Genomic DNA, 26,330 nt, shown 5'->3' with positions numbered 1-26,330 from the left:
GCGTTGCCCCGTATGAAGATCGGTAAGACTTCCAGGGTCAGCGGGGTGAGTCCGAGGTCGTTGCGTCACTACGAGCACGCGGGCCTGATCGTTCCGGAACGACCCGACCGACGTGACGAGATAGCTCCTTTGTTCGTTGCTCGCGTGAATGAGCCCATGGCAACATGCGGACGTGAAGGACAACGGGGACGACCACGGGGACGGCATACCGGAGCCTCTGCGGGTTTCGAGGCTGACGGAGTTGGTGGGGGCGGAGGAGCCGGCGGATTCGGGGGAGGCGGTGGGGGCGGCCGACACGGCGGTTCCGCCCGCGCCACCCGCGCCGGCACCGGTGCCCGCGCCCGCGCCCCCTCCCGCCGCTTCGGAGCAGAGCACGTCCGACGACGCGATCGCGGCGGCGCGGCGTGAATTTGCGCGTTTGCTGGGGGAGTTCCGGCGGACCGCCGTCCTGGTGCCGTTCGACGACCGGGAGAGTCTGTGGACCGCGGACTTCAACGGGGTGCGGTGGATCTGCGCGTTCTCGGACGAGGAGGCGCTGGCGCGGTTCGCGGTCGCGCGCGGGGAGGCGGGGCGCGCGTGGACGTACCGGACGGTCCTCGGCGCGCGGCTCCTCGACGTGATGGTGCCGATGCTGCCCGGTCCGGGCGGGGTCGCGCTGGACGCGGGCAGTGCGGACGGGGCGCTGTTCCCGCCGGTGGCGGGGATCGTGCCGGACGGGGTCGCGGTGGACCTCGGGGAGACGGACGGGGAGGCGGGGGCGTAATGGGCGGGAACGAGCCCGAGCTCGCGGCGTCGGGGGAGGCGCTGGCGGCGATCGCGAAGGGCATCGACCTGGCGCACGCCGAGCTGAAGGAGCTCGGCATGACGGGTCAGGCGTCGGCGGGCCGCGGGTTCTCCGAACTCGCCCTGTCAGGGCTTGAGTTGGGACACGACGGGCTGACGTCGGAGTTCGGGACCTTCTGCGACCGGTGGGAGTGGGGCGTACGCGCCCTGACCATGCGGGGGAACGGCTTCGCCCAGGGCGTCGGTCTGTCGGCCGGCGCGTTCGCGGAGCAGGAGCAGTACATCAAGGACTCGTTCAAGATCGGGGTGAACTCGCTCAACGGCAACCCCCACCTCTCCGAGGACGAGGTCAAGAAGATGAGCTGGGAGACCGTCCGCGACCAGCACGCGTGGGACGGCGCCGACTGGAGCCCGGAGTCGTTCACCGGCGCCCACCAGGAGGTGAAGCAGACCTGGCGGAACACCGCGTACGACGTCGAGGACTCGCTGCTCGACTCGATGGAGCGCTCGGGCGCGCTCGACCCGAAGCTGCGGGACCGGATGGACGAGGAGCTGAAGGAGACGCTCGATCCCGACGAGGCGACGATCGAGCAGGCCGAGCAGCCCCGGTGGGGGGACAACCGCTGATGGTGGACTGGGGCGGCCTGGTCGACAAGGGCATCGACAAGTTCGGTGAGGGCGTCGACAAGGGCAAGGAACTCGTCGGCGAGGGCGTCGACTTCGCGACCGACCAGACCGGTCGGCTGCTGGACAAGGCGGGGGCGCACGACTGGGCGGACTCGGTCGAGGACTGGGGCGACGAGACCGCCTCCTCGCTCGGCGCGCGGGTCGGGGAGAAGCAGCTCGGGCAGACCGAGGACGCGGACGAGCTGGTCCACGGCAAGCCGGAGAAGATCGCCGCGACGGTGAAGAACCTCCGGGACTTCCAGCGTGCGTTCGACCTGGTCGGCGGCGGGATGAAGAAGCTGGACGCCGACCACTGGAAGGGCGAGGCGGCCAACGCGTTCCGGAAGAAGTTCCAGACGCTGCCGACCGACTGGCTCCGCGCGGCGGACGCGATGGAGAGCGCGGCCAAGGCCCTGGAGACGTACTCCAGGGCGATCGTGAGCGCGCAGGGCAAGGCGCGCGAGGCGATCGCCCTGTACAAGGAGGGCGAGCAGGACTCCAAGGAGGCCGAGGAGAACCACAAGAAGAAGACCGCGGCCTACGAGGCGGCCCGTGACGGGGACAGTCCGCTGCCCCACCCCGGGGCGTACTCCGACCCCGGCGCGGCCAAGCGGCGGCGCGCCCAGGAGGTCCTGAACGACGCGCGCACGGCCCGCAACGAGGCCGGGGAGACGGCGAAGGCGGCGGTCACCGCCGCGCTCGCCCACGCGCCGAAGGAGCCGACGGGCCGCGAGCGGGCCAAGCTGGAGCTGTGGGACCGGGGTCTGGCCCAGGGCGTGGAGCTGGCCCACTTCGGCGGCGGCGTCGTCAAGGGCACGGCCGGTCTGCTCAACTTCGTCCGCTCGGTGAACCCGATGGACACGTACAACCTGACCCACCCGGCGGAGTACTACAAGGGCGTCAACATGACGCTCGCCGGTCTGGCGTCCTCGGCGGCGAACCCGGACCGGGTCCTGAAGAACGCCTGGGACGCGGCGAAGGGCGACCCGTCGGAGTTCCTCGGCCGGCTGGTGCCGGAGCTGATCGGCACCAAGGGCGCGGGGCTCGCGCGCGGCGGCCTGCGGCTCGGTCTGAACGGCGCGAAGCACCTGCCGGACGGGAAGAAGCCCGGCGGACCGGAGAAGCCGGGCGGCAGCCGGGGCGACCACGAGAAGGATCCGGACAACCAGAGCAACAAGTGCCGCGAGAACGTGTGCGACGGCGACCCGGTGGACATGGCGTCCGGCCGCGTCCTGCTGCCGCAGACGGACATCGTCCTGCCCGGCTCGCTGCCGCTGGTCTTCCGGCGCTCCTTCGACTCCTCGCACCGCTCCGGCCGCTGGTTCGGCCCGACGTGGTCGTCGACGGTGGACCAGCGCCTGGAGATCGACGCGGAGGGCGTCGTCCTCAGCTGCGACGAGGGCAGCCTCCTCGCCTACCCGCATCCGGCGCCCGGGGTCCCGGTCATGCCCACGCACGGACGGCGGTGGCCGCTGGACCGGGTCGAGGACGGCTACACGGTCACCGATCCCGAGACCCGCACGGTCCGGCACTTCGCCGACCACGGCGACGGGCTCGCGCTCCTGGTCCAGGTCGACGACCGCAACGGGAACCGGATCGCCTTCGAGTACGACGAGGACGGCGCCCCGACGTCGGTCGTCCACCACGGCGGCTACCACCTGAAGCTGACCACGGACGAGGGCCGGGTGACCGCCCTCCACCTCGCGGGCGCGGCCCCGGACGGCTCCGACCAGGAGATCCTGCGCTACGGCTACACCGACGGGCACCTGACCGAGGTCGTCAACTCCTCCGGGCGCCCGCTGCGCTTCGGCTGCGACGAGCACGGCCGCATCACCTCGTGGACCGACACCAACGGCAGCCGCTTCGACTACGTCTACGACGACCGGGACCGCTGCACCTACCAGACCGGCGCCAACGGACACGTCGAGTCCCGCTTCACCTGGGACGACACCGACCCGGAGACGGGCCTCAGGACGACGTCCATCACCAACGGCCGGGGGCACACGAAGAGGTTCGTCGTCGACGGGCGTGCGAAGGTCGTCGCCGAGATCGACGCCCTGGGCGCGGTCACCCGCTTCACGTACGACCACCTGGGCCGCCCGCTGTCCCGGACGGATCCGCTGGGGCACGTCAGCCGCACCGCCTACGACGAGCGGGGCCGCCCGACGACGGTGGAGCGTCCGGACGGGCGGCGGGCGCGGGCCGAGTACGACGAGGACGGCTTCCCGGTGCGGATCGTCGGCGCCGACGGCAACGCCGTGCGCCAGACCTTCGACGGGCGCGGCAACCGCACCTCGGTGACGGCGCCTTCGGGCGCCCGGACGGAGTTCGCTTACGACGGGGCGGGGCGGCTCACCTCGGTGACGGACCCGCTCGGCGCCACCACCCGGCTCGTCCAGGACGCCCGGGGCCTGCCCGTCGAGGTCACCGACCCGCTGGGGGCCACGACCCGGTACGCGCACGACGCCTTCGGCCGTACGGTCCGGATCACCGACCCCCTCGGCGCGGTCACGCGCCTGGAGTGGACGGTGGAGGGCCTGCCGTCCCGGCGCGTGGCGCCCGACGGGACGGTGGAGTCCTGGACGTACGACGGCGAGGGCAACTGCCTGAGCCACACGGACGCGACGGGCGGCACGACCCGCTTCACGTACACCGACTTCGACCTGCCGACCTCCCGCACGGACCCGGACGGGGTGCGGTACGCGTTCGCGCACGACACGGACCTGCGGCTGACGCGGGTGACGAACCCGCAGGGGCTGACCTGGGAGTACACCTACGACCCGGCGGGCCGGACCCTGTCCGAGACGGACTTCGACGGCCGGACGCTGGGGTACGCGTACGACGCGGCGGGCCGGCTGGTCTCCCGTACGAACGGGCTCGGGCAGGCGGTGCGGTTCGAGCGCGACGCGCTCGGCCGGATCGTCCGCAAGGACGCCGGGGGGACGGTCAGCACGTACGAGTACGACGTCTTCGACGAGCTGGCGGTGGCGACGAACCCGGACGCGCGGCTCGAACGCCTGCGGGACCGCTACGGCCGGCTGGTGTCCGAGACGGTCAACGGCCGGACGCTGTCGTACGCGTACGACGAGGTGGGCCGCCGGGTGGGCCGGACGACGCCGGGCGGTTCGGTCAGCACGTGGGCGTACGACGCGGCGGGGCGCAGGACGGGGCTCACCGCGTCCGGGCGCGAACTGGCCTTCTCCTTCGACGCGCTGGGCCGCGAGGTGGAGCGCTCGGTCGGGGACTTCGTGTCGCTGACGTCGTCGTACGACGTGATGAGCCGGCTGACGGCGCAGGAGGTCACGTCGGCCCGGGGCGGCGGCCGCCTCCAGCACCGCTCCTACGACTACCGCCCGGACGGCGGGCTCGTCGCCGTCACGGACGGGTTCTCGGGGACGCGCCGCTTCGACCTGGACGGGGCGGGGCGGGTCACGGCGGTGCGGGCGGAGCGGTGGACGGAGCGGTACGCGTACGACGAGGCCGGCAACCAGACGGAGGCGGAGTGGCCGTCGACGCATCCGTCGCACGCGGCGACGGGGCCGCGCGCGTACGAGGGGACGCGGATCACCCGCGCGGGGGCGGTCCGCTACGAGCACGACGACCAGGGCCGGATCGTCCTGCGCCGGAAGACCCGCCTGTCGCGGAAGCCGGACACCTGGCGGTACGCGTGGGACGCGGAGGACCGGCTGACGTCGGTGACGACGCCGGACGGCACGGTGTGGAGCTACGCGTACGACCCGCTGGGCCGCCGCATATCCAAACAATCCCCTTCCGAGACGGTCCACTTCACGTGGGACGGCACGACCCTCTGCGAGCAGACCACCGCGAACGTGGTCCTGACCTGGGACCACGCGGGTCTGCGGCCCCTCTCCCAGACCGAGCGCCGCACGGACACGGACGACGAGCGCTTCTTCGCCGTCGTCACCGACCTGATCGGCACCCCGACCGAACTCGTCGACGAGTCGGGAGAGTTGGCCTGGCGCACCCGCTCCACCCTCTGGGGCACGACGACCTGGACCCGAGACGCCACGACATACACCCCGCTCCGCTTCCCGGGCCAGTACTTCGACCCGGAGTCGGGGCTGCACTACAACTACTTCCGGTATTACGACCCGGAGTCGGCACGGTATCTGAGCCCGGATCCGATCGGGCTGGAGGGCGGCCCGAATCCGCGGTGGTACGGCCCCAACCCACACGTATGGATAGACCCGTTCGGTCTGGCGCTGTGCCGGGCGACACCGAGGATGGAGGACGGCAACGCGAAGCAGGGATGGCGACACATCGAGGAGCGCCACATCACCGGTACGGCAAAGAACGGGCACGGCGATCTCATGCCTCCCACCACCACGCGCGCGCAGGTGGAGGCCGCGGCGGAGAAAATGGTGGAGAAGGGAAATCGCGTGTCCGATCCGAACAACCAGTACCAGACATTCGAGAAGCGGATGATGGTCAACGGTATGCGGGCCAATTACCGCCTGGTTGTGGACTCCACCGACGGAAACCGCATCGTCACCTTCTTCCCCATAGGAAAGAGCTACACCCCGTGATCAGGATGACCTTTACAGTACGCCCCGAGCAGGGCGAACCCAGTGGTTTCGACCTCGGAGACATCACCTGCGAGGGGGAGTGCGGAGCAGTTGCGTCGACGGGGCACGTTCCCGATCAGGCGATGATGATCTACCTGTCGGTTCCCCTCCTGCTCGACTCGCTTCGGCCCCTTTTCACTGGCGAGCGGAAGACGGCGTCGTTCGTGGGTACCGATACGTCGTTCCGGCTCGACTTCCGGCGCGATCGCAAGGGAGTCGTCACGGTTTCGGCAAAAGGGACCGTGCTGGGGAAGTGCGGTCTTGAAGAACTCGCGGACGCGGTGCTCCGTCCCACCCTGGAACTCGCGGAGAAGGACCTGTCCGGCCTTCCCTCGGGGGACGGCGCACGCAGTGACTACTTCTCCTCCTTGGAGCGGTTCCGCGCGTCGCTCGCGTGAAGCTCCTGTGGCAAGGGAAAGGGCCCGGAGCCGTACCCACGGTTCCGGGCCCTCCTTAGTACGACCTACCGCTTACCGCGCCGCATCCGGATGCACAGCCTCCGTCACCGGGCGGCCCTCCGTCACCTTCGGCTCCGCCGGCTTGCGGAGCTGGATGTTGAGCTCGCGGAGGCGGGACTCCTCCAGTTCCGTGGGGGCGCCCATCATGAGGTCCTGGGCGTTGCCGTTGAGGGGGAAGGCGATGGTCTCGCGGATGTTGGGCTCGTCCGCGAGGAGCATGACGATGCGGTCCACGCCCGGGGCGATGCCGCCGTGCGGCGGGGCGCCGAACTGGAAGGCGCGGAGCATTCCGGCGAACTCGGTCTCGACGGTCTCGCGGGAGTAGCCCGCGATCTCGAAGGCCTTGAACATGATGTCGGGCTCGTGGTTCCGGATCGCGCCGGAGGAGAGCTCGATGCCGTTGCAGACGATGTCGTACTGCCAGCCGAGGACGTCCAGCGGGTCCTGGGTCTCCAGGGCCTCCAGACCGCCCTGCGGCATCGAGAACGGGTTGTGCGAGAAGTCGATCTTGCCGGTCTCCTCGTCCCGCTCGTACATCGGGAAGTCCACGATCCACGCGAAGCGGAAGACGTTCTCCTCGAACTGGCCGGCGCGCTTGGCGGCCTCGACCCGGACCGGGCCCATGATCTTGGAGACCTCGTCGAACTCGCCCGCGCCGAAGAAGACCGCGTGGCCGGGCTCCAGGCCCAGGCGCTCGGTGAGGACCTTGACGTTCTCCTCGGTGAGGAACTTGGCGATGGGGCCGGTGAGGGCGCCGCCCTCGCCGACGCGGATCCAGGCCAGGCCCTTCGCGCCGAGCGAGATCGCGTAGTCGCCGAGGCCGTCGAAGAACTTGCGCGGCTGGTCGCCGGTGTCCGGGACGGCGAGCGCGCGGACGTGCTTGCCGGCGAACGCCTTGAACTCGGAGTGCGCGAACACGTCGGTGAGGTCGACCAGTTCGAGCGAGGTGCGCAGGTCCGGCTTGTCGTTGCCGTACTTCAGCATCGACTCGCGGAACGGGATCCGCGGGAACGGCGAGGTGACGTGGCGGCCGCCGCCGAACTCCTCGAAGAGCTCCGTCATGAGCTTCTCGATCGGCTGGAAGACGTCCTCCTGCTCGACGAAGCTCATCTCGACGTCGAGCTGGTAGAACTCGCCCGGCGAGCGGTCCGCGCGGGCGTCCTCGTCGCGGAAGCAGGGCGCGATCTGGAAGTACCGGTCGAAGCCCGAGATCATGAGCAGCTGCTTGAACTGCTGCGGGGCCTGCGGCAGCGCGTAGAACTTGCCCGGGTTCAGCCGGGACGGGACGACGAAGTCGCGGGCGCCCTCGGGGGAGGTCGCGGTGAGGATCGGGGTCGCCATCTCGTTGAAGCCGAGGGCCACCATCTTGGAGCGGATGGCGGCGATGACGGCCGAGCGCAGCATGATGTTGCGGTGCATCCGCTCGCGGCGCAGGTCGAGGAAGCGGTACTCCAGGCGCCGCTCCTCGTTGACGCCGTCGTCGGCGTTGATGGTGAAGGGGATCTGCTGGGCGGCGCCCAGGATCTCGACCTCGGCGACCTCGACCTCGACCTCGCCGGTGGGCAGCTCGGCGTTGACGTTCTCGGCGCCCCGCGAGACGACCTTGCCGTCGACGCGGACGACGGACTCCTTGGTCAGCTTGTCGAGCGCCTCGTACGCGGCGGTGCCGGGCCGGGCGACGAGCTGCGTGATGCCGTAGTGGTCGCGCAGATCGATGAAGAGGATGCCGCCCAGGTCGCGCCGATTGTGCAGCCAGCCGCTCAGCCGGACGTCGGTGCCGACGTCAGAGGCGCGGAGCTCGCCGCAGGTGTGGGACCTGTACCGATGCATCGTCGTTCGTCCAGTCTTCGGGATCGATGGTGAAGGGCTTGACGGTGTCAAGGTTTCCCAGCCTACCGGCCGGGCCGTGATCGCTCTTCGGACACCGTCGGTGGCGGCCCGCAGTCCGATATTCATAAAGTGGGGCAATGCGCACCGAGGACGTCCTGGCCGCGATCGCGACCGGCCTGTGGCGCTGGGACAACGCGTCCGGGACCGTTTCGCTCGACGCCGAGGCGGCCCGGCTGCTCGGGCTGCCCGCCGAGCCCGTACGGCTCAGCGAGGCGGCCGTGCGCTCCCGCTTCCACCCGGTCGACTGGAACGAGATCGACGGGGTGGTGAACCTCGCCGTCGCCGAGGAGACCCTCGCCGAGTCCCGGCTGCGGATCATGGACGAGCACGGCCGGGTGATCCGTACGGTACGGAGCCGGTCCAAGCCGCTGGTCGCGGGGAACGACTACCAGCTGGTCGGCACCCTCCAGGAGGTCGCCGAGCAGCCGCCCGGCACCGCCGTCCGCACCCCGGTCACCGGCGACTGGCGCCGCTCCCGCGAGGCCTTCCTGCTCGACGCGGGCCGGGCGCTCGCCGAGGCCCGGTCGACGGCCGAGGTGCTGCGGGTGGCCGCCTCCCTGTCCATGCCGGGCTTCTCGCCGGACGGCCTCGCGGTCTTCGGGGTCGCGGGCGACCGGCTGACGATCATCGGGCACCACGGGCAGAGCCATGACGACGAGGGGCCCTTCGCGTCGATGTCGCTGGACACCGACTACCCGGCGGCCGAGGTGGTCCGCACGGGCCGGGCGATCTACCTGCCGTCGCCCGAGGAGTACCTGCGCCGCTTCCCCGTCACCTGGCCGCTCGCCCGGCGCTTCGGGCGCCGCTCCTGGGCCTTCGTGCCGCTGGTCGTCGCCGGGCGCACGCTGGGCGCCTGGATGGCGGCCTTCAAGCACCCGGTGGTCTTCACGCCCGACGAGCGCTCGGTGCTCACGACGGTGGCGCGGATGCTGGCGCAGGCCCTCGCACGCGCGGGCGTGGCCGAGTCGGAGCGCGAGCTGTCGCTCGGCCTCCAGCGGACGATGATGCCGGTCCTGGGGCCGGGGATCCCGGGGATCCGGGTCGCCGCCCGGTACGTGCCGACCGGCGGCGGGCTCCAGGTCGGCGGCGACTGGTACGACATGATCCGGCTGCCCGGCGGCGCCTCGCGCCCCGACGGGGGCGGCGCGGGCCGGATCGCCCTGGTCATCGGGGACGTGCAGGGGCACGACGTGCGGGCGGCCGGCCTGATGGGGCAGCTGCGGATCGCCCTGCGCGCGTACGCCTCCGAGGGGCACCGGCCGGACGCGGTCCTCTCCCGGGCCTCGCGCTTCCTGTACGGGATCACGGACGGCGAGGACGGGGACGGCGACGGCGGCCCGCGCTTCGCGACCTGTCTGTACCTGGAGGTCGACCTGGAGACGGGGGCGGTGGACATCGCGCGGGCGGGGCATCCCGACCCGGCGGTGCGGATGAACGACGGAACGGTCCTGCTGCGGCCCACGGCCGGCGGGCTGCCCCTCGGCATCGTCCCCGACACCGACTACCCCACCACCCGGATCGCCCTCGACCCCGGCGAGACCCTGATGATCTGCACCGACGGCCTCCTGGAGACCGGCGGGCACGACCTGGACACCGGCTGGGAGCGGGTGAGGAAGCTCCTGGAGGCCCACGACGGCGAGGACCTGGAGGAGCTCGCCGACACCCTCGTGGAGGCCGTCCACGGCCCCGGCTCGCACCACACCACGGGTCCGCTCGCGGACCGGCGCGAGGACGACATCGCCGTCCTGCTGCTCTCCCGCCGCCCCGCCGGGGCCGTACGGGAGAGCCCGCGCCGCACCCTGATGACGATCGCCCAGGCGGAGCCGGAGCGGATCGCGGAGGCCCGGGAGCAGGTGCGGCAGCTGCTGCACGACTGGTCGGACGGGGACCAGCTCGACTCGGCGGTCCTGATGGTCTCGGAGATGCTCACCAACGTCCTCGTCCACACGGACGGCGACGCGCTCCTGGTCGCGGAGGTCGTCTGCGGCGAGAGGTCCCGCCGGCTGCGCGTGGAGGTCTCCGACACCAGCGACGAGCTGCCGCACCGGCGCCAGCCGGGCGAGATGGCGTCCAGCGGGCGCGGCCTGGTCCTGATGGAGATGCTGGCGCACGCGTGGGGCGTCGACCCGCGCGGCGAGGGCAAGGCGATCTGGTTCGAACTGGACGAGGCGGGGGCGACGGCGGGGGACCACTGCGGGCAGGCCCCGCCGGACCAGGACCTGCCCGGCCAGGACCCACCGGACTAAGGCCCGCCCGGCCCGTCCCCCGTCCCGTACCGTCCCCGCAGCTCCCCCAGTACCCCCGTCGCGGCGGCCGTCAGGGGGACGGCCAGGAGCATTCCGAGGATGCCCGCGACGGAGGCGCCGGCCGTGATCGCGAGCATGACGGCGGCCGGGTGCATGTGGACGGTCCTGCTCTGCACCATGGGCTGGAGCAGGTGCCCCTCGATGGCCTGGACGGCGAGGACGACGCCGAGCGCCCACAGGGCGATGACGAAGCCCCGGTCCGCGAGGGCGACGAGGACCGCGATCGCGCCGGAGAGGAAGGCGCCGAGGTAGGGGATGTACGCGGTGACGAAGACGAGCGCCGCGAGCCCGACCGCCCCGGGCACGCGCAGCACGAGCAGCCCGATGCCGATGAGGGTCGCGTCGACCAGGGCGATGAAGGTCGTGCCGCGCATGAAGCCCTCGACGGCCTCGAAGGCGCGGCGCGCCATGGCCTCGACGGTGTCCCCGGTCGTGCGGGGGACGAGGGAGCGCAGGGCCCCGGCGGCCCGGTCGGAGTCGCGCAGGAAGAAGAAGATGAGGAGCAGCGCGAGGACGGCGGTGGCGATGAGCTGGCCGACGACGCTGATGCCGGAGATCACCCCGGAGGCGGCGGTGCCGCCGAACCGTTTGAGCAGGCTCTCGGCGTTCCTGCTGAGGTCGTCGAGGGAGGTCCCGGCCGCGCCGAAGTGCTTGGCGATGTCCTCGGCGGCCTGCCGGAGCGAGGCGACGATCTGGTCGCCGGTGTCGATGAGGGCGGCGACGACGATGTACGTGGCGCCGCCGACGACCGCGAGGACGGCGACGACGGTGAGCCCGGCGGCGAGCGACTTCTGGACCTTCATCCGCAGCAGGCGCCGGTAGAGGGGGCCGAGCAGGGCGGTGCCGAGGATCGCGAGCAGGACGGGCGTGACGGCCGTCTTGAAGACGACGCACAGCCAGATGCCGACGGCGGCGACACCGGCGACGAGCAGCAGGACGGCGCACCAGGCGGCGACCCGGCGGGCGGGTTCGGGAAGGAGCGGTCCGGCGGTGGGCGTCTGCACCCGACCACCGGACCACGCCGCCGGGCGCGCCGTCGCGCGCTGACGGTCCGTACGGGTGACGGCTCGTCAGCGGAGGGGTGCGGGGACCGGCACCGCACCCCTCCGTACTGGCTACTCGCCCATCCCGTGGACCGCCGGGATCGTGCCGAGACGGCCCGCCTGGAAGTCCTCGAAGGCCTGGCGCAGTTCGGCCTGGGTGTTCATGACGAACGGGCCGTAGTGGGCCATGGGCTCGCGGATCGGGCGCCCGCCGAGGAGGACGACCTCCAGGTCCGGGGTGTTGCCGTCCTGCTTCTCGTCGGCGCGGACGGTCAGGGCGCCGCCCTTGCCGAAGACGGCGGTCTGGCCGGTGTGGACCGGGCGCCGCTCGGTGCCGACGGTGCCGCGGCCCGCGAGCACGTACGCGAGGCCGTTGAAGTCCTCCTGCCAGGGGAGGCTGATCTCGGCACCGGGGCGCAGGGTGGCGTGGATCATCGTGATCGGGGTGTGGGTGATGCCGGGGCCCTCGTGGCCGTCGAGCTCGCCCGCGATGACGCGGAGCAGCGCGCCGCCGTCGGGGGAGGTGAGCAGCTGGACCTGGCCGCCGCGGATGTCCTGGTAGCGGGGGGCCATCATCTTGTCGGCGGCCGGCAGGTTCACCCACAGCTGGAGGCCGTGGAAGAGGCCGCCGCTGACGACGAGGGACTCCGGCGGGGCCTCGATGTGGAGGAGGCCGGCTCCGGCGGTCATCCACTGGGTGTCGCCGTTGGTGATGGTGCCGCCGCCGCCCTGGGAGTCCTGGTGGTCGAAGGTGCCGTCGATGATGTAGGTGACGGTCTCGAAGCCCCGGTGGGGGTGCCAGGGTGTGCCCTTGGGCTCTCCGGGCGCGTACTCCACCTCGCCCATCTGGTCCATCATGATGAACGGGTCGAGGTACTGGTAATTGATCCCCGCGAAGGCCCGGCGGACCGGGAAGCCCTCTCCCTCGAAGCCGGAGGGGGCCGTGGTCACGGCGAGCACGGGGCGGGCCGGGGCGTCGGCGGGGGCGGCGACGCGCGGCAGGGCGAGCGGGTTCTCGACAGTCACGGCGGGCATGGCGGGACCTCCTTGGGTGACCTTGCACGTCCACTTTAGTTGAACGCTGAACTTTCTGCCACCCGGAACGCGGAACGCCCGGGAGGAATTCCCCCGGGCGTCCCGGCCACGCGCGGACCGCGCGTCAGCCGTACATCCGCCGCATCGCGAAGTCGACCATCTGCTCCACGGCCTTCGCGTCGAAGACCATGCGGTGGTCGCCCTCCATGTCGAGGACGAAGCCGTAGCCGGTCGGCAGCAGGTCGATCACCTCGGCGCCGGTGATCACGAAGTACTTCGACTCCTTGCCCGCGTACCGCCGCAGCTCCTTGAGCGAGGTGAACATGGGGATGACCGGCTGCTGGGTGTTGTGCAGGGCCAGGAAGCCGGGGTTGTCGCCGCGCGGGCAGTAGACCTTGGAGGTCGCGAAGACCTGCTGGAAGTCCTCGGCGGCCAGGGTGCCGGTGGTGAAGGCGCGCACGGCGTCCGCGAGGGAGGGCGGCGAGGGCTCCGGGTAGAGCGGGGCCTGCTGCCCGTAACCGCCCTGCACGCCCCCCTGCATCCCGCCCTGCTGGGGCGGGATGTACTGCTGCTGGGCGGCACTACCGTCCGTGTGCTGGCCGTATCCGTACATGCCCCCAGCCTATCGAGCGGCGGGGGCCCGCCGGGGGGCCACGGTCCGTACCCTGTCCGTACGTTCGACGACGGGGGGTCGGGGATGGGCGGGCCGAGGAGGGCCGGGGCCGCGTGGCTCGCGGCGGGGGCGCTGCTCGCGGTCGCGGGCGGCGGGGTGGTCGCGGTCGGGACCGGGGCGCCCGGCCTGGAGACGCGGACCTTCACCCGGATCGCCTGCCACGAGCAGCGGACGGCCAAGGGCGGGACCGTGTGGCACTGCTCCGGCATGACCGCCGGGCAGATCGCGGCGGCCGAGGAGGACCGGCGGCGGGCCCTGGAGGACGCGCTGCACGCCCACGACCCCACGTGGCCCTACCGTCCCTCCCCGCCCGACCGGCGCACCCGGCTGTCTTTCGTGGACCACGACGGGCGGAAGGACCCGGCCGAGGTGACCGCGACCCGGTTCGGCTCCCGGTGGATCGCCCACGGGGCCGGGGTGGCCGGCACCGGCGCCGCACTGCTGCTCGCGGGCGCGGGGGCCGGGACCGCGGGGGTCCTCCGGCTGCGGGACGCGAGGGGCGCACGGGGCGCCGGGGGCTCCCGGGACGCCTGAGGAGGGCGAGTCACGTCACAGACGGCCGCCAGGGGTTGCCCTTATTACTGGTGGGTAGCATCATGGTGGAGAGCGTTTTGCTACTCACTGGTACGTGTACGAGGAACCTCCCTCCCCGAGCCTTACGGAGCCGTCGCCATGGGGCACTACAAGTCGAATCTCCGCGACATCGAGTTCAACCTCTTCGAGGTCCTCGGCCGCGACAAGGTGTACGGCACCGGTCCGTTCGAGGAGATGGACGTCGAGACCGCCAAGAGCATCCTCGACGAGATCCGCCGCCTCGCCGAGAACGAGCTCGCGGAGTCCTTCGCCGACGCCGACCGCAACCCGCCGGTCTTCGACCCCGCGACCAACACCGCCCCGGTCCCGGCCACCTTCAAGAAGTCGTACGACGCCTTCATGGAGTCCGAGTACTGGCGCCTGGGCATCCCGGAGGAGATCGGCGGCACCGTCTCCCCGCGCTCCCTGATCTGGGCGTACGCGGAGCTGCTCCTCGGCTCGAACCCGGCCATCTGGATGTACTCCTCCGGCCCGGCCTTCGCCGGCATCCTCTACAACGAGGGCAACGAGGCGCAGAAGAAGGTCGCGCGGATCGCCGTCGAGAAGCGCTGGGGCTCCACCATGGTCCTCACCGAGCCCGACGCGGGCTCGGACGTCGGCGCCGGCCGCACCAAGGCCGTCCAGCAGGACGACGGCACCTGGCACATCGAGGGCGTCAAGCGCTTCATCACCTCCGGCGAGCACGACATGGAGGAGAACATCCTCCACTACGTCCTCGCCCGCCCCGAGGGCGCCGGCCCCGGCACCAAGGGCCTCTCGCTCTTCCTCGTGCCGAAGTACGAGTTCGACTGGGAGACCGGCGAGCTGGGCGCCCGCAACGGCGTGTACGCGACCAACGTCGAGCACAAGATGGGCCTCAAGGCCTCCAACACGTGCGAGATGACCTTCGGCGACCAGCACCCCGCCAAGGGCTGGCTGATCGGCGACAAGCACGACGGCATCCGCCAGATGTTCCTCATCATCGAGTTCGCCCGCATGATGGTCGGCACGAAGGCGATCTCCACCCTCTCCACGGGCTACCTCAACGCCCTGGAGTACGCCAAGGAGCGCGTCCAGGGCACCGACCTGGCGAACTTCATGGACAAGGCCGCGCCCAAGGTCACCATCACGCACCACCCCGACGTCCGCCGCTCGCTGATGACGCAGAAGGCGTACGCCGAGGGAATGCGCTCCCTCGTCCTCTACACGGCCTCCGTGCAGGACGAGATCGCGATCAAGGAGGCGGCCGGCGAGGACGCCAAGGCGCTGCACGGCCTGAACGACCTGCTGCTCCCGATCGTGAAGGGCTACGGCTCCGAGAAGGGCTACGAGCAGCTCGCGCAGTCGCTCCAGACCTTCGGCGGCTCCGGCTTCCTGCAGGAGTACCCGATCGAGCAGTACATCCGGGACGCCAAGATCGACACCCTCTACGAGGGCACCACGGCCATCCAGGGCCAGGACTTCTTCTTCCGGAAGATCGTGCGCGACCAGGGCGCGGCCCTGAACACGCTGTCCGAGGAGATCAAGAAGTTCCTCGCGGTCGGCACCGGCGGCGAGGAGCTGGCCGGCGCCCGCGACGCGCTCGCCAAGGCGGCCGTCGACCTGGAGGCGATCGTCGGCACGATGATCACCGACCTCACCGCCACCGGCGAGGACGTCAAGAACATCTACAAGGTCGGCCTGAACACCACCCGCCTGCTGCTCGCCTCCGGCGACGTGGTCGTCGGCTACCTGCTCCTCAAGAGCGCGGCCGTGGCCGCCGAGAAGCTGGCCGCCGGGGCCTCCGGCAAGGACGTCTCCTTCTACCAGGGCAAGATCGCGGCCGCGAAGTTCTTCGCCGCGAACGTCCTGCCGGGCGTCTCCGCCGAGCGCGCGCTCGCCGAGTCGGTCGACGGCTCGCTGATGGACCTGGACGAGGCCGCGTTCTAGGACGCCCCAGGGCGTTCGAGAGCACTTCTCGTCCATACAAGGAACGGCTCGTCCCCGGGGAGGGGGGCGGGCCGTTCCCTTTGCCCGGGACCGGGCAGGGCCGGACCGTTCCCTCTCCTCCTGCCCGAAAACGGGCTCCCACAGGTGATTCGCGCTTGGTGCGCGTTGTCCCGCCGTCCCTGCCCTTCCGGCCCACCCCCGTTGCCCCCCGGTGCTCCTCCGGGGGCCCGTCACCGCATTCCGGACCCTGCGTAAGGTGAACCCATGAGCAGCGCAGCCTCCCGTCCCGCCGCCGGTCCCTTCGACCGCGGGCACACCGACGACCTGATGGCCTTCCTGTCGGCCTCCCCCTCGCCGTACCACGCGGTGGCGAACGCGGCGGAGCGGCTGGAGAAGGCCGGTTTCCGCCGGGTCGAGGAGACCGCCGCCTGGGACGCGACGAGCGGCGGGAAGTACGTGGTGCGCGGCGGCGCGATCATCGCCTGGTACGTGCCGGAGGGCGCCGCCGCCCACACCCCGTACCGGATCGTCGGCGCGCACACCGACTCCCCCAACCTGCGCGTGAAGCCGCGCCCCGACCTGGGGTCGCAGGGCTGGCGGCAGGTCGCCGTCGAGATCTACGGCGGCACCCTCCTCAACACCTGGCTCGACCGCGACCTCGGCCTCGCGGGCCGCCTCACCCTCCGCGACGGCAGCCACCGCCTGGTGAACGTGGACCGGCCGCTGCTGCGCGTCCCGCAGCTCGCCATCCACCTGGACCGGCAGGCCAACGACGGCCTGAAGCTCGACCGCCAGCGCCACATGCAGCCCGTCTGGGGCATCGGGGACGTCCACGAGGGCGACCTGATCTCCTTCGTCGCCGCCGAGGCCGGCGTCGACGCCGAGGACGTCACCGGCTGGGACCTGATGGTCCACGCCGTGGAGGCCCCCGCCTACCTGGGCCGCGACCGCGAGCTGCTGGCCGGGCCGCGCATGGACAACCTGCTGTCGGTGCACGCGGGCGCCGCCGCGCTCGCCTCCCTCGCGGGCCGCGACGACCTGCCGTACATCCCGGTCCTCGCCGCCTTCGACCACGAGGAGAACGGCTCCGAGGCCGACACCGGCGCCCAGGGCCCCCTGCTCGGCAACGTCCTGGAGCGCTCGGTGTACGCCCGGGGCGGCGCCTACGAGGACCGGGCGCGCGCCTTCGCCGGCACGGTCTGCCTCTCCTCCGACACCGGCCACGCGGTCCACCCCAACTACGCGGAGCGGCACGACCCGACGCACCACCCGCGCGTCAACGGCGGCCCGATCCTCAAGGTGAACGTCAACCAGCGCTACGCCACCGACGGCAGCGGCCGGGCCGTCTTCGCCGCCGCCTGCGAGAAGGCGGGCGTGCCCTGGCAGTCCTTCGTCTCCAACAACGACATGCCCTGCGGCACCACGATCGGCCCGATCACGGCCGCCCGCCACGGCATCAGCACCGTGGACATCGGCGTCGCGATCCTCTCCATGCACAGCGCCCGCGAACTGTGCGGCGCGGAGGACCCGTACCTGCTCGCGAACGCGCTGGTGGCGTTCCTGGAGGGCTGAGTCCGGGGCGGGGCCGTTCGCGAAACATCCGCGAAAGGTCCCGCCCGGCAGGCTCCTCCTCATGCACCGTCATGAGGGTCCGCCACCACGGAAGTTCGTCCCGTTCGCCGTCGTCGGCGTGCTCGCCGCCCTGACCGGGGCGGGGCTGCTGATCGGGGCGTACGACGACCGGCCGCCGTGGGGCACGGACATCGCGTACGAGGGCGGGTACGTCCTGGCCTCCCGGATCCGCGGGTACGACGTGGACGGGTCGCGGACGAGGGCGCTGCTCGCCGGGGAGTGCGCCCGGATGGAGCGGGACGGCATGGGCGGCGACCGGGCCGTCCACGACCCGGCCGCCTGGGTGGACGGCTGCCTGGACGGGGCCGCGGGGCGCCCGTCCAGGAACCAGGGGCTCCTTCGCTAAACGGCCTCGTCCATGCCCGCCAGGATCAGCGGCAGGCGGGAGGCGCCCGCGTCCGTGACCTTCACCGGGACGCCCCAGTCCTGCTGGTGGACGTGGCAGGCCGGGTATTCGTTGGCCGGGTCGTCGTCGCAGGAGGCGGCCATCGCGGAGACGTGCAGGACGCCCTCGGTGACCTCCGGGTTCAGGTCCAGCTCGCGGAAGAGGTCCGTGCCCGTGCCCTCACCGCCGAGGAGCAGCTCCGGCGGGGTCGAGGAGACCAGGAGCCGGGTCGAGGGGCCGTAGCGCTCGTCCAGCTTCTGGCCGGTCGGGGCGCGGAAGACGACATCGAGGCGGAGGCGGCCGGGGGCGACCTCCGTGGCCTCGCGCCGGGTGCGGTGGGCGACCGCCTCGACCCGGACGGCCTCCTCGGGCAGCCGCAGCCGGGTCAGCCGGTGCCGGGCGGACTCGACGACCACGATGTCCCCGTCGACCAGGACCGCGTCGCTCGGCTCGCGCAGATCGGTGGCGAGGGTGGTGACCTCGCCGGTGGCGGGGTCGTAGCGGCGCAGGGCGTGGTTGTACGTGTCGCTGACGGCGACCGAGCCGTCGGGCAGGGCGGTCACGCCCAGCGGGTGCTGGAAGAGCGCCTGGCCCGCGTCGCCGTCGCGGTGGCCGAAGTCGAAGAGGCCGGTGCCGACGGCGGTGCGCACGACGCCGTCCGCGTCGATCCAGCGCAGGGCGCTGGTCTCGGAGTCCGCGATCCACAGCCGGTCGCCGGCGGCCGCGAGCCCGGAGGGCTGCGCGAACCAGGCCTCGGCGGCGGGGCCGTCGACCAGGCCCTCGTTCGTGGTGCCGGCCGCGACCTCCACGGTCCCGGTCTCCGGGTCGTACGTCCACAGCTGGTGGACGCCGGCCATGGCGATCCACACCTTGCCCTGCCACCAGGCCACGTCCCACGGCGAGGACAGGTCGACCTCCAGGGCGGGGCCCGAGGTCGGGGAGCCCTGCCACCACTGCCTGCCGGTGCCGGCGATCCGCTCGATCGCGCCGCTCTCCGGGTCGTACGTGCGCAGGGCGTGGTGCACCGTGTCGGCGACGACGACCTTGCCGTCGGGCAGCCGGGCGAGGCCCTGCGGCTCGCGGAAGACGCCCTCGCCGATGCGGCGCACGACGGTCTCGCCGTCCGCCGCCAGCTCGACCAGCTGGTGCCGGGTGGTGTCGGAGACCAGGAAGTTCCCGGACGGGAGCACGACGGCCTTGCCGGGGAAGCGCAGGTCGGTGGCGGCGGGCTCCGGCGGCACGTACGGCCCGTCGCCGCGCCGCAGCGTCCCCTTGGCGCCGTGCTCGGCCTCCAGCTCCTCGACCAGGGTCCGGATCGCGTTGGCGTGGCCCTCGCCCGCGTGCTGGGCGACGACGTACCCCTCGGGGTCGATCACGACGAGCGTCGGCCAGGCGCGCACGGCGTACTGCTTCCAGGTCGCGAGCTCCGGGTCGTCCAGGACGGGGTGGTGCACCTCGTACCGCTCGACGGCGTCCACCACAGCCTGGTGCTCGGCCTCGTGCACGAACTTCGGCGAGTGCACCCCGACGATCACCAGGGTGTCGCGGTGCTTCTCCTCCAGGTCGCGCAGCTCGTCGAGGACGTGCAGGCAGTTGACGCAGCAGAAGGTCCAGAAGTCGAGGAGGACGATCTTCCCCCGCAGGTCGGCGAGGGTGAGTTCTTCTCCGCCGGTGTTCAGCCAGCCGCCCTTGCCGATCAGCTCGGGGGCGCGGACACGGGCACGTCGGGGCGCGGGGGTGGGCGCGGGATCGTTCATGGATCCAAGGGTGCCGTACGGGTGGAAAGTGGGGGTCGGGCGGGGGCGGCGGGCGTGTCCGGGGGCGGGTTCCGGGGTGGGGGCCGGTCAGCATGGCGGACATGGAGCACGTGGGCAGATCATCTGACTATTCCGGCTTTCGGGTGAGTGCCGGGTTACTCGTGGCGGTGCTGCTCGCGTCCGCCCTCCTGGAGGGCTCCGGGTGGGCCGGCGGGGTCGGCGACGGGAGCCTGCGGCTGACCGTGACCGTGAACGGCCGGGCCGACAGCGACGTCCGGCCGCCCGAGGTGCGCGTCGGGACGTGGGTCGTGAAGCGGTACCGGCTGCTGAACGTGAGCGAGGCGGACCTGCACCGGGTGCGGGTCCTCGACCCCGGCGCCCCCGCCGGGTCCGTGCGGTGCCCGGCGGTGCTCCCCGCGGCCGAGGAGGCCGAGTGCACGGCCCGCTTCCGGGCCGCGGCGGGCACGCACGTGCGTCCCGTACGGGCCGAGGGCGACGTCCCCGCCCTGCGCACCCGGCTCACCGCGACCGCCCGCGCCGGGTACACCGGGGTCGCGGGGGCGCTGGGGCTCACCGAGGAGGTGGTGGTCGCCACCCCGGGGACGGGCGGGGGCGGGACCTCGGCCACCGTGACGTACACCGTCACCAACCGGGGGAACCTCCCCCTCCACGCCGTGCGGGTCGAGGACCCCGGGCTCGCCCTCGCGCCCGGCGCGCCCGACTGCGGGGGGCGGGGCGGGACCGTGGCCGTCCTCGCCCCGGACACCTCCGCCTTCTGCCGGGCGACCGTACGGCTCCGCCCGGGGACCTACCGGAGCACCGGCCGCGCCTCCGGGAGCGACCGGGCGACCACGCTCGGGTCCGGGGGCGAGCGGGTCACGGCCCCGGTGCTCACGGCGGGGGCCTCGGCCGTCTTCGTGGTGCGGGAGGCGCCGGTGGCGCCTGCGCCGAGGACTCCGGCGCCGGGGGTTCCTGCTGCGGGGGCGTCTGTGCCGGGGGCTCCGGGGGCGGGGGTTCCGGGGGCAGGCGGGGCGGCTTCCGGGGGCCCGGGGGCTCCAGGGGCTCCGGGTGCTCTCGCAGAGGCGGGTGCGGGAGCAGGAACAGGAACGGGTACAGGTGCGGGAGCTGCCGGGCCGCCCGCCGGCCCCGCCGCCCCAACCGGCCCCGCCGCTCCCGGCGCGGGCGCCGCCCCCGGAGCCGTACTCCCAGGGGCCGTACCCCCGGGGGCCGTGCCGCCCGGAGCCGTACCGCCGTCCTCCGTGTCCCCCGGAGCCGTGCCCCCCGCCCCTCCCCCCGGTCTCCGGCACGCCGCCGGGGTCGACGACGAGGGGTTCCTCGGGCGGGTGCGGCGGCGGGGCCGGGAGGCGGCGGAGTTCGGGGTGGCCACGACGTTGCTGTTGCTCCTGATCCCGGCGGCCGTCGCCGCCGCGCTCCTCGGCAGTAGGAGGAAGTGACCGTGGCCCTGCTCGAAACCTTCGTCGTCGTCCTCGGGGTCGCGCTCGTCGCCGCCCTCTCCGTGTTCGCCAAGACCCGGCTCTTCCCGGTCGGGGAGGACGAGGAGCCGCGCGAGGACGTGGCCGAGTACATCGCCATGATGGTGTCGGTCCTCTACGCCGTCGTCCTCGGCCTCTGCCTGGTCTCCGTCTGGGAGACGCGGTCCGCCGCCGCCGACCACGTCCAGGCCGAGGCCAGCGCCCTGCACCAGACGTACCTGCTCGCGGACGCCCTCCCGCTCGCCCAGCGGCAGCCGGTGCGCGAAGCGGCCCGGACGTACGCGAGCCACGTCGTGGACGTCGAGTGGCCCGCGATGGTCGGCCGCGAGCCGCTCGACGCCTCGGGCTGGACGCTGCTCGACCAGCTGCGGCGGGCGGGCGAGGTGACCCGCTCCGACCGGGTGTCCGAGCAGATCGCGGCCCAGGAGGTGCTGGCCCAGCTCGGTTACGTGGACGACGCGCGGCGCGGCCGGGAGGCGGCGGCGCAGGAGCGGCTCTCGCCTGTGCTGTGGACGGGGCTGCTGATCGGGGGCGTGCTGACGCTCGCGTTCATGTTCCTCTTCGGGATCAAGCGGAGCACGACCCACGTGGTGATGGTGATGGGCCTGTCCGGGTTCATCGCCTTCACCGTGCTGCTGATCCATCAGCTCGACTCGCCGTTCGGGGAGATGCTCGGGGCGAGTCCGGACGCGTTCACCCGGTACTTCGGGTGAGAAGCGGCGCCGACCGGGCAGGAGTAACCGGGTGAAATATCTCGTACGGGACAAGATCTTCGCGATCGGCGACGACTACTGGATCGAGGACGAGGACGGCCGCCACGCCTTCCTCGCCGACGGCAAGGCCATGCGGCTGCGCGACACCCTGGAGCTGAAGGACCCCGACGGGCGGGTCCTGATCACCCTGCGGCAGAAGATGTTCAGCCTGCGGGACGCGATGACGATCGAGCGGGACGAGCGGCCGCTGGCGACCGTCCGCCGCAAGCGGCTCTCGCTGCTGCGCAACCACTACCGGGTGACGCTGGTCGAGGGCACGGAGCTGGACGTCAGCGGCCGGATCCTGGACCGGGAGTTCACCGTCGAGTACGAGGGCGAGCTGCTGGTCCACGTCTCCCGGCAGTGGTTCCGCGTCCGCGACACGTACGCGGTGAACGTGGTCCGGGAGGACGCCGACGCCGCCCTGATGGTCGCGGTGGCGGTGTGCGTGATCCGGATGGCGGAGCGGGAGGACTGACCCCGCGTCAGGAGGATTCCTCCAGCGCCCGGTCCAGGGCCTGGGCCAGATCCGCCCACAGGTCCTCGACGTCCTCGATGCCGACCGAGATCCGGACCGTGCCGGCGCCGATGCCCGCCGCCGCGAGGGCCGCCGCGTCGAGCTGGTGGTGCGAGGTGGAGGCCGGGTGCATCACCAGCGTCTTCACGTCGCCCAGGGAGACGCTGAGCGAGGCGAGCCGGACCGCCTCGACGAAGGCGCGGCCCGCGTCCCGGCCGCCCGCGAGGTCGACCGAGACGACCCCGCCGCCCCCGGCGGGCAGCAGGCGCGCGGCGACCTCCCGGTCCGGGTGGTCCGCGAGGGACGGGTGGCGGACGGCGGCGACCGCCGGGTGCGCGGCGAGCCGGGCCGCGAGCTCGGCGGCGCTCGCGCACTGGCGCTCCATCCGCAGGGGGAGGGTCTGGATGCCGCGCAGGGTGAGCCAGGCGGCGAACGGGTCGGTGGAGGCGCCCTGTTCGACGGCGTGGCGGCGGACCCGCCCGTACAGCTCGCGGTCCTTGAAGACGGCGATCCCGCCGAGGACGTCCGCGTGCCCGGCGAGGTACTTGGTGGCGGAGTGGATCACGACGTCGGCGCCGTGGTCGAGGGGGCGGCAGAGCAGCGGGGAGGCGAAGGTGTTGTCGACGGCGACCGGGACCCCGGCCCCGGCGGCGACGGCGGCGAGGGCGGGCAGGTCGGAGACGCGGGTGGTGGGGTTGGCGATGGTCTCCAGGTAGAGGAGGCGGGTCTCGGGGCGCAGGGCGGCCCGCACCTCCTCCGGGTCCGCGCCGGAGACGTACGTGACGTCGACGCCCCAGCGGGCGGCGAGGTCGGTGAGCACCGCGTACGTGCCGCCGTACAGGCAGGTCTGGGCGACGACGTGGGCGCCGGAGCCGAGGAGGGCGAGGAGGACGGCGTTGACGGCGCCCATGCCGGAGGCGAAGGAGAGTCCGGAGGCGCCGCCTTCGAGGCGGGCGACGGCGTCCTCCAGGGTGCGGACGGTGGGGTTGCCGAGGCGGGCGTAGAGGAAGGCGTCGGGGGAGGTGAAGCCCTCGGCGAGCGCGTCGGCCGATTCGAAGGCGAAGACGTGCCCCTGGTGGAGGGGGACGCCGAGGGGCCTGCTGCCGGTGACCTCGACGTGGGGCGGGTGGACGGCGAGGGTCGCGGGCCTGACCCCCGGACGGGTATCGGGGTGGTACTCGGGCTCGGGACGGGACTCGGGGTGGGTCGTGGGCCTGGCGTGTGCGAGGTCAGGGGTGTCGGGGTGGGTCGCGGGGTGGCTCATGGACCCAGTCTGGGAAGGAGCCGCTTGCCTTCCCAGGTCCAATCCCGGCAGATTGGTCCGGCGATGGAGCCAATCGATTCCCTTCCCCTTTCCCCTCCCCCTCCCGTCGACGTCCTGGTCGCCCGGCTCGGGCGCTGGTCCGCCGGGCGCGGGCCGCTGTACCTCCTGCTCGCCGCCCGGCTGCGGCGGCTGATCGACGAGGGGGCGCTGCCGCCGGGCGCGCTCCTGCCGCCGGACCGGCGCTTCGCGACGGCCCTGGCCGTGGGCCGTACGACGGTGGTCGCCGCCTACGACACGCTGCGGCAGGAGGGGCGGCTCGTACGGAGGCAGGGCAGCGGTACGCGGGTGGCTCCGGCCGCGCTCGTGGCGAAGCGGCTCCGGTCGGCGGGCACGGGAGCGCGTACGGATTCAGGGACGGGTTCCGGCACGGGGGCTCCACGGGTGCGGGAGACCTCGAACCCGCTCTTCCTGCACCTCCTGGAGGCCCCGGACGACGTGATCCTGCTGAGCTGCGCGGCCCCGGACCGGGCGCCGGACGCGCTGGCGGAGGCGTACCGCTCCCTCGAACTGCCCGTCGGTGACCTCGGCTACCACCCGGCCGGGCTCGGGGCGCTGCGGGAGGCGGTCGCCGCGCGGTACGCGGCGCGGGGCGTGCCGACCGGACCCGAGCAGGTCCTGGTCACCACCGGCGCCCAGCAGGGGCTCGCGCTGCTCGCCCGGCTGCTGCTCGCGCCCGGCGACGGGGTCCTGGTGGAGGCGCCGACGTACCCGGGGGCGCTCGACCTGTTCCGGGAGGCGGCGGCCGTGCCGCTGCCGGTGGCGGTGGGCCCGGACGGGGTCGACGTGGCGGAGGCGGTACGGGTGATGGAGCGTCACCGCCCGGCCCTGGCCTATGTGGTGGCCCGCTTCCAGAACCCGACCGGGACCGTGCTCCCGCCGCTCGCCGGGCGCCGGCTCGTCGAGGCGGCGAACGCGCTCGGGGTGCCGCTCGTCGACGACGAGGTCCTCGCCGACCTGGCCTTCGACGGGGACGGGCCGTGGACCCCGCTGTCGGCGTACGGGGAGGTGGTCGCGGTCGGTTCGCTCAGCAAGGTGGTGTGGGGCGGGCTGCGCATCGGCTGGGTGCGCGGACCGGCCCCGCTGATCGCCCGCCTCGCCCGTCTGAAGGCCCTGCACGACCTGGGCAGCGACGTCCCGGCCCAGCTGGCGGCGGTCCGGCTCCTGGACGGCTTCGGGCCGGTCCTCGCGGCCCGGACGCGGGCCGTCCGGGCGGGCCACGACCATCTGCGGGCCGAGCTGGCCCGGCTGCTGCCGTCCTGGTCCTGCGCCCCGGCGGCGGGCGGCCAGACCCTGTGGGTGCGGCTCCCCCGCGGCGACGGCGTCTCCTTCGCGCAGCTGGCCCTCCGGCACGGGGTCGCCGTCCTCCCCGGCGCCACCGCCGACGCCCTCGGCGGCAGCGTCCGCCACCTGCGGCTGCACTTCCTGGCGGCCCCGGAGGTGCTGACGGAGGCGGTGCGGCGACTGGCGGCGGCCTGGGCCGAGTACACCCCGGGCCCGGAACCGGAACGGGCGGCCCTGCACGCGATCACCCTGTGACCGGCGGGAGCCGCCCAAGGCCCGGGGGTGGTCCGGCACCCTCTAGCGCCGCTTGGGCGCCGCCACTCCCAGGACCCGGTCCTTGAGGGCCGGGAACTCCTCGCGGGTCGTGGCGACCCGGCCGGGGTCGAGCTCGACGCGCAGGACCTCCTCGCCGGGGCCGGCCTCCGCGAGGGTCTCGCCCCAGGGGTCGACGACGATCGAGTGCCCGGCCTGCTCGATGCCCGCGTGGGTGCCCGCGGTGCCGCAGGCCAGCACGTACGCCTGGTTCTCGACCGCGCGGGCCCGGGCCAGGAGGGTCCAGTGGGCGCGGCGGCGGGCGGGCCAGCCGGCCGGGACGACGAAGGCCTGGGCGCCCGCGTCGACCAGACCGCGGAACAGTTCGGGGAAGCGCAGGTCGTAGCAGGTGCCGACGCCGACGGTGAGGTGCGGCAGGTCGACGGTGACCAGGTCCTCCCCGGCGGCCATGAGCACCGCCTCGCCCTGGTCGAAGCCGAAGCGGTGGATCTTCCGGTAGGAGGCGGCGAGTTCGCCGTCGGGGGAGAGGACGAGCGAGGTGTTGTAGAGGTCGCCGGCCGACGCCTCGACGAAGGAGCCGGCGTGCAGCCAGACCCCGGCGTCCCGGGCGGCCTCGGCCATCGCCCGGTGCGTGGGGCCGTTCAGCGGCTCGGACTCGGCGGCGAAGAGGTCGGACGCGAAGGCGCCGACGGTCCACAGTTCGGGGAGGACGACGAGGTCGGCGCGGCCGGATTCCGCCCGTACGAGGCGGGCCGCGCGGGCGCGACGGGCGTCGACCGGTTCGTCCGGGTCTACCGCGATCTGGATCAGCGAGGCGCGCACACTACCACCGTCCTGGCATTCGAGCCGTCAACACCGGCCTACGATCGTCACACGAAAGCACTGCCGGGGTGCCTTCGGGCAGCGTAACTTAGCGTCCGAGCCTCCCACCCAGTCGTGTTTTCAGCCCGCGCACCGAAGAACCGCCGAGGGGT

General features: G+C 72.9%; 19 protein-coding genes and 1 pseudogene. 13 read left to right on the top strand and 7 right to left on the bottom strand.

What is annotated here, in order from left to right:
- Positions 1-12: 12 nt before the first annotated feature.
- The 5 genes and pseudogenes from ACIQVI_RS23800 to ACIQVI_RS23780 all read left to right on the top strand — a co-directional run.
- Positions 13-99 (top strand): annotated as a pseudogene (locus tag ACIQVI_RS23800) (MerR family DNA-binding transcriptional regulator); the annotation flags it as partial.
- Between the two features lie 49 nt (positions 100-148).
- Complete coding sequence (locus tag ACIQVI_RS23795; RefSeq protein ID WP_403599128.1) at positions 149-763, top strand: SseB family protein; 615 nt, start codon at positions 149-151, stop codon at positions 761-763.
- On the top strand, positions 763-1,410 hold the full coding sequence (locus ACIQVI_RS23790) for a hypothetical protein (protein ID WP_403599126.1): 648 nt from the start codon (positions 763-765) through the stop codon (positions 1,408-1,410). Before ACIQVI_RS23795 ends, ACIQVI_RS23790 begins: the two co-directional genes overlap by 1 nt.
- Positions 1,410-5,996, top strand: coding sequence for a putative T7SS-secreted protein (locus ACIQVI_RS23785; RefSeq protein WP_403599784.1), 4,587 nt, complete (start codon positions 1,410-1,412; stop codon positions 5,994-5,996). Before ACIQVI_RS23790 ends, ACIQVI_RS23785 begins: the two co-directional genes overlap by 1 nt.
- Positions 5,993-6,433 carry a hypothetical protein gene (locus tag ACIQVI_RS23780; protein ID WP_403599123.1) on the top strand — a complete coding sequence of 147 codons (441 nt, stop codon included), beginning with the start codon at positions 5,993-5,995 and terminating at the stop codon, positions 6,431-6,433. Before ACIQVI_RS23785 ends, ACIQVI_RS23780 begins: the two co-directional genes overlap by 4 nt.
- A gap of 72 nt (positions 6,434-6,505) precedes the next feature.
- On the opposite strand, the gene aspS is transcribed toward ACIQVI_RS23780, so the two are convergent.
- Entirely contained in the window at positions 6,506-8,323 is a 1,818-nt protein-coding gene (gene aspS, locus ACIQVI_RS23775) for an aspartate--tRNA ligase (RefSeq protein ID WP_403599120.1), read from the bottom strand.
- A gap of 137 nt (positions 8,324-8,460) precedes the next feature.
- On the opposite strand from aspS, the gene ACIQVI_RS23770 reads away from it, so the two are divergent.
- Positions 8,461-10,629, top strand: a complete 2,169-nt coding sequence (locus tag ACIQVI_RS23770; RefSeq protein WP_403599117.1) for a SpoIIE family protein phosphatase — start codon at positions 8,461-8,463, stop codon at positions 10,627-10,629.
- Here the strand turns inward: ACIQVI_RS23770 and ACIQVI_RS23765 are convergent.
- From ACIQVI_RS23765 to ACIQVI_RS23755, 3 genes are all read right to left on the bottom strand, one after another.
- Entirely contained in the window at positions 10,626-11,693 is a 1,068-nt protein-coding gene (locus ACIQVI_RS23765) for an AI-2E family transporter (RefSeq protein WP_403599114.1), read from the bottom strand. The two genes, ACIQVI_RS23770 and ACIQVI_RS23765, sit on opposite strands and share 4 nt — an antisense overlap.
- Positions 11,694-11,804: 111 nt before the next feature.
- On the bottom strand, positions 11,805-12,767 hold the full coding sequence (locus tag ACIQVI_RS23760) for a pirin family protein (RefSeq protein ID WP_403599111.1): 963 nt from the start codon (positions 12,765-12,767) through the stop codon (positions 11,805-11,807).
- 124 nt (positions 12,768-12,891) lie between these two features.
- A complete protein-coding gene (locus ACIQVI_RS23755; RefSeq protein ID WP_351968851.1) occupies positions 12,892-13,380 on the bottom strand; it encodes an SseB family protein in 489 nt (162 codons plus the stop codon).
- Between the two features lie 84 nt (positions 13,381-13,464).
- Between ACIQVI_RS23755 and ACIQVI_RS23750 the strand changes: the two genes are divergently transcribed.
- The 4 genes from ACIQVI_RS23750 (at position 13,465) to ACIQVI_RS23735 (ending at position 17,920) form a co-directional block, all read left to right on the top strand.
- Entirely contained in the window at positions 13,465-13,974 is a 510-nt protein-coding gene (locus ACIQVI_RS23750; protein WP_403599107.1) for a hypothetical protein, read from the top strand.
- A gap of 138 nt (positions 13,975-14,112) precedes the next feature.
- Positions 14,113-15,942: an acyl-CoA dehydrogenase gene (locus tag ACIQVI_RS23745; RefSeq protein WP_403599104.1), complete on the top strand. Its 1,830-nt coding sequence runs from the start codon at positions 14,113-14,115 to the stop codon at positions 15,940-15,942.
- Positions 15,943-16,206: 264 nt separating this feature from the next.
- Complete coding sequence (locus ACIQVI_RS23740; RefSeq protein WP_351968849.1) at positions 16,207-17,514, top strand: M18 family aminopeptidase; 1,308 nt, start codon at positions 16,207-16,209, stop codon at positions 17,512-17,514.
- A 61-nt stretch (positions 17,515-17,575) separates the two neighbouring features.
- Positions 17,576-17,920 carry a hypothetical protein gene (locus ACIQVI_RS23735; protein ID WP_351968848.1) on the top strand — a complete coding sequence of 115 codons (345 nt, stop codon included), beginning with the start codon at positions 17,576-17,578 and terminating at the stop codon, positions 17,918-17,920.
- On the opposite strand, the gene ACIQVI_RS23730 is transcribed toward ACIQVI_RS23735, so the two are convergent.
- A complete protein-coding gene (locus ACIQVI_RS23730) occupies positions 17,917-19,716 on the bottom strand; it encodes an NHL domain-containing thioredoxin family protein (RefSeq protein ID WP_403599099.1) in 1,800 nt (599 codons plus the stop codon). The two genes, ACIQVI_RS23735 and ACIQVI_RS23730, sit on opposite strands and share 4 nt — an antisense overlap.
- Before the next feature lie 1,456 nt (positions 19,717-21,172).
- On the opposite strand from ACIQVI_RS23730, the gene ACIQVI_RS23725 reads away from it, so the two are divergent.
- Together ACIQVI_RS23725 and ACIQVI_RS23720 are read left to right on the top strand one after the other, a co-directional pair.
- The gene (locus ACIQVI_RS23725; protein WP_403599096.1) at positions 21,173-21,922 is read left to right on the top strand and encodes a hypothetical protein; all 750 of its coding nucleotides are present in this window, start codon (positions 21,173-21,175) and stop codon (positions 21,920-21,922) included.
- 31 nt (positions 21,923-21,953) lie between these two features.
- Positions 21,954-22,439, top strand: a complete 486-nt coding sequence (locus ACIQVI_RS23720; RefSeq protein ID WP_121832264.1) for an LURP-one-related/scramblase family protein — start codon at positions 21,954-21,956, stop codon at positions 22,437-22,439.
- A 7-nt stretch (positions 22,440-22,446) separates the two neighbouring features.
- On the opposite strand, the gene ACIQVI_RS23715 is transcribed toward ACIQVI_RS23720, so the two are convergent.
- Positions 22,447-23,742 (bottom strand): trans-sulfuration enzyme family protein, encoded by a 1,296-nt coding sequence (locus ACIQVI_RS23715; RefSeq protein ID WP_403599093.1) that lies wholly within the window; start codon positions 23,740-23,742, stop codon positions 22,447-22,449.
- 63 nt (positions 23,743-23,805) lie between these two features.
- On the opposite strand from ACIQVI_RS23715, the gene ACIQVI_RS23710 reads away from it, so the two are divergent.
- Positions 23,806-25,338 carry a PLP-dependent aminotransferase family protein gene (locus tag ACIQVI_RS23710; protein WP_403599090.1) on the top strand — a complete coding sequence of 511 codons (1,533 nt, stop codon included), beginning with the start codon at positions 23,806-23,808 and terminating at the stop codon, positions 25,336-25,338.
- A 42-nt stretch (positions 25,339-25,380) separates the two neighbouring features.
- Here the strand turns inward: ACIQVI_RS23710 and ACIQVI_RS23705 are convergent, their stop codons facing one another.
- The gene (locus ACIQVI_RS23705; RefSeq protein ID WP_403599087.1) at positions 25,381-26,178 is read right to left on the bottom strand and encodes a carbon-nitrogen family hydrolase; all 798 of its coding nucleotides are present in this window, start codon (positions 26,176-26,178) and stop codon (positions 25,381-25,383) included.
- Positions 26,179-26,330 lie beyond the last annotated feature (152 nt).

Origin of the sequence: Streptomyces sp. NPDC098101 (assembly GCF_044760185.1) — a bacterium.
Lineage (GTDB): Bacteria > Actinomycetota > Actinomycetes > Streptomycetales > Streptomycetaceae > Streptomyces.
Note: the sequence above shows the minus strand (reverse complement) of the source record. Positions and strands in the feature narration are given on the sequence as shown.

Coding starts and splice junctions, on each gene's coding strand:
- ACIQVI_RS23760 (WP_403599111.1), bottom strand. CDS start 12,767: ATGCCCGCCGTGACTGTCGAGAACCCGCTCGCCCTGCCGCGCGTCGCC.
- ACIQVI_RS23790 (WP_403599126.1), top strand. CDS start 763: ATGGGCGGGAACGAGCCCGAGCTCGCGGCGTCGGGGGAGGCGCTGGCG.
- ACIQVI_RS23750 (WP_403599107.1), top strand. CDS start 13,465: ATGGGCGGGCCGAGGAGGGCCGGGGCCGCGTGGCTCGCGGCGGGGGCG.
- ACIQVI_RS23755 (WP_351968851.1), bottom strand. CDS start 13,380: ATGTACGGATACGGCCAGCACACGGACGGTAGTGCCGCCCAGCAGCAG.
- ACIQVI_RS23710 (WP_403599090.1), top strand. CDS start 23,806: ATGGAGCCAATCGATTCCCTTCCCCTTTCCCCTCCCCCTCCCGTCGAC.
- ACIQVI_RS23730 (WP_403599099.1), bottom strand. CDS start 19,716: ATGAACGATCCCGCGCCCACCCCCGCGCCCCGACGTGCCCGTGTCCGC.
- ACIQVI_RS23735 (WP_351968848.1), top strand. CDS start 17,576: ATGCACCGTCATGAGGGTCCGCCACCACGGAAGTTCGTCCCGTTCGCC.
- ACIQVI_RS23785 (WP_403599784.1), top strand. CDS start 1,410: ATGGTGGACTGGGGCGGCCTGGTCGACAAGGGCATCGACAAGTTCGGT.
- ACIQVI_RS23715 (WP_403599093.1), bottom strand. CDS start 23,742: ATGAGCCACCCCGCGACCCACCCCGACACCCCTGACCTCGCACACGCC.
- ACIQVI_RS23740 (WP_351968849.1), top strand. CDS start 16,207: ATGAGCAGCGCAGCCTCCCGTCCCGCCGCCGGTCCCTTCGACCGCGGG.
- aspS (WP_403599120.1), bottom strand. CDS start 8,323: ATGCATCGGTACAGGTCCCACACCTGCGGCGAGCTCCGCGCCTCTGAC.
- ACIQVI_RS23745 (WP_403599104.1), top strand. CDS start 14,113: ATGGGGCACTACAAGTCGAATCTCCGCGACATCGAGTTCAACCTCTTC.
- ACIQVI_RS23795 (WP_403599128.1), top strand. CDS start 149: ATGAGCCCATGGCAACATGCGGACGTGAAGGACAACGGGGACGACCAC.
- ACIQVI_RS23770 (WP_403599117.1), top strand. CDS start 8,461: ATGCGCACCGAGGACGTCCTGGCCGCGATCGCGACCGGCCTGTGGCGC.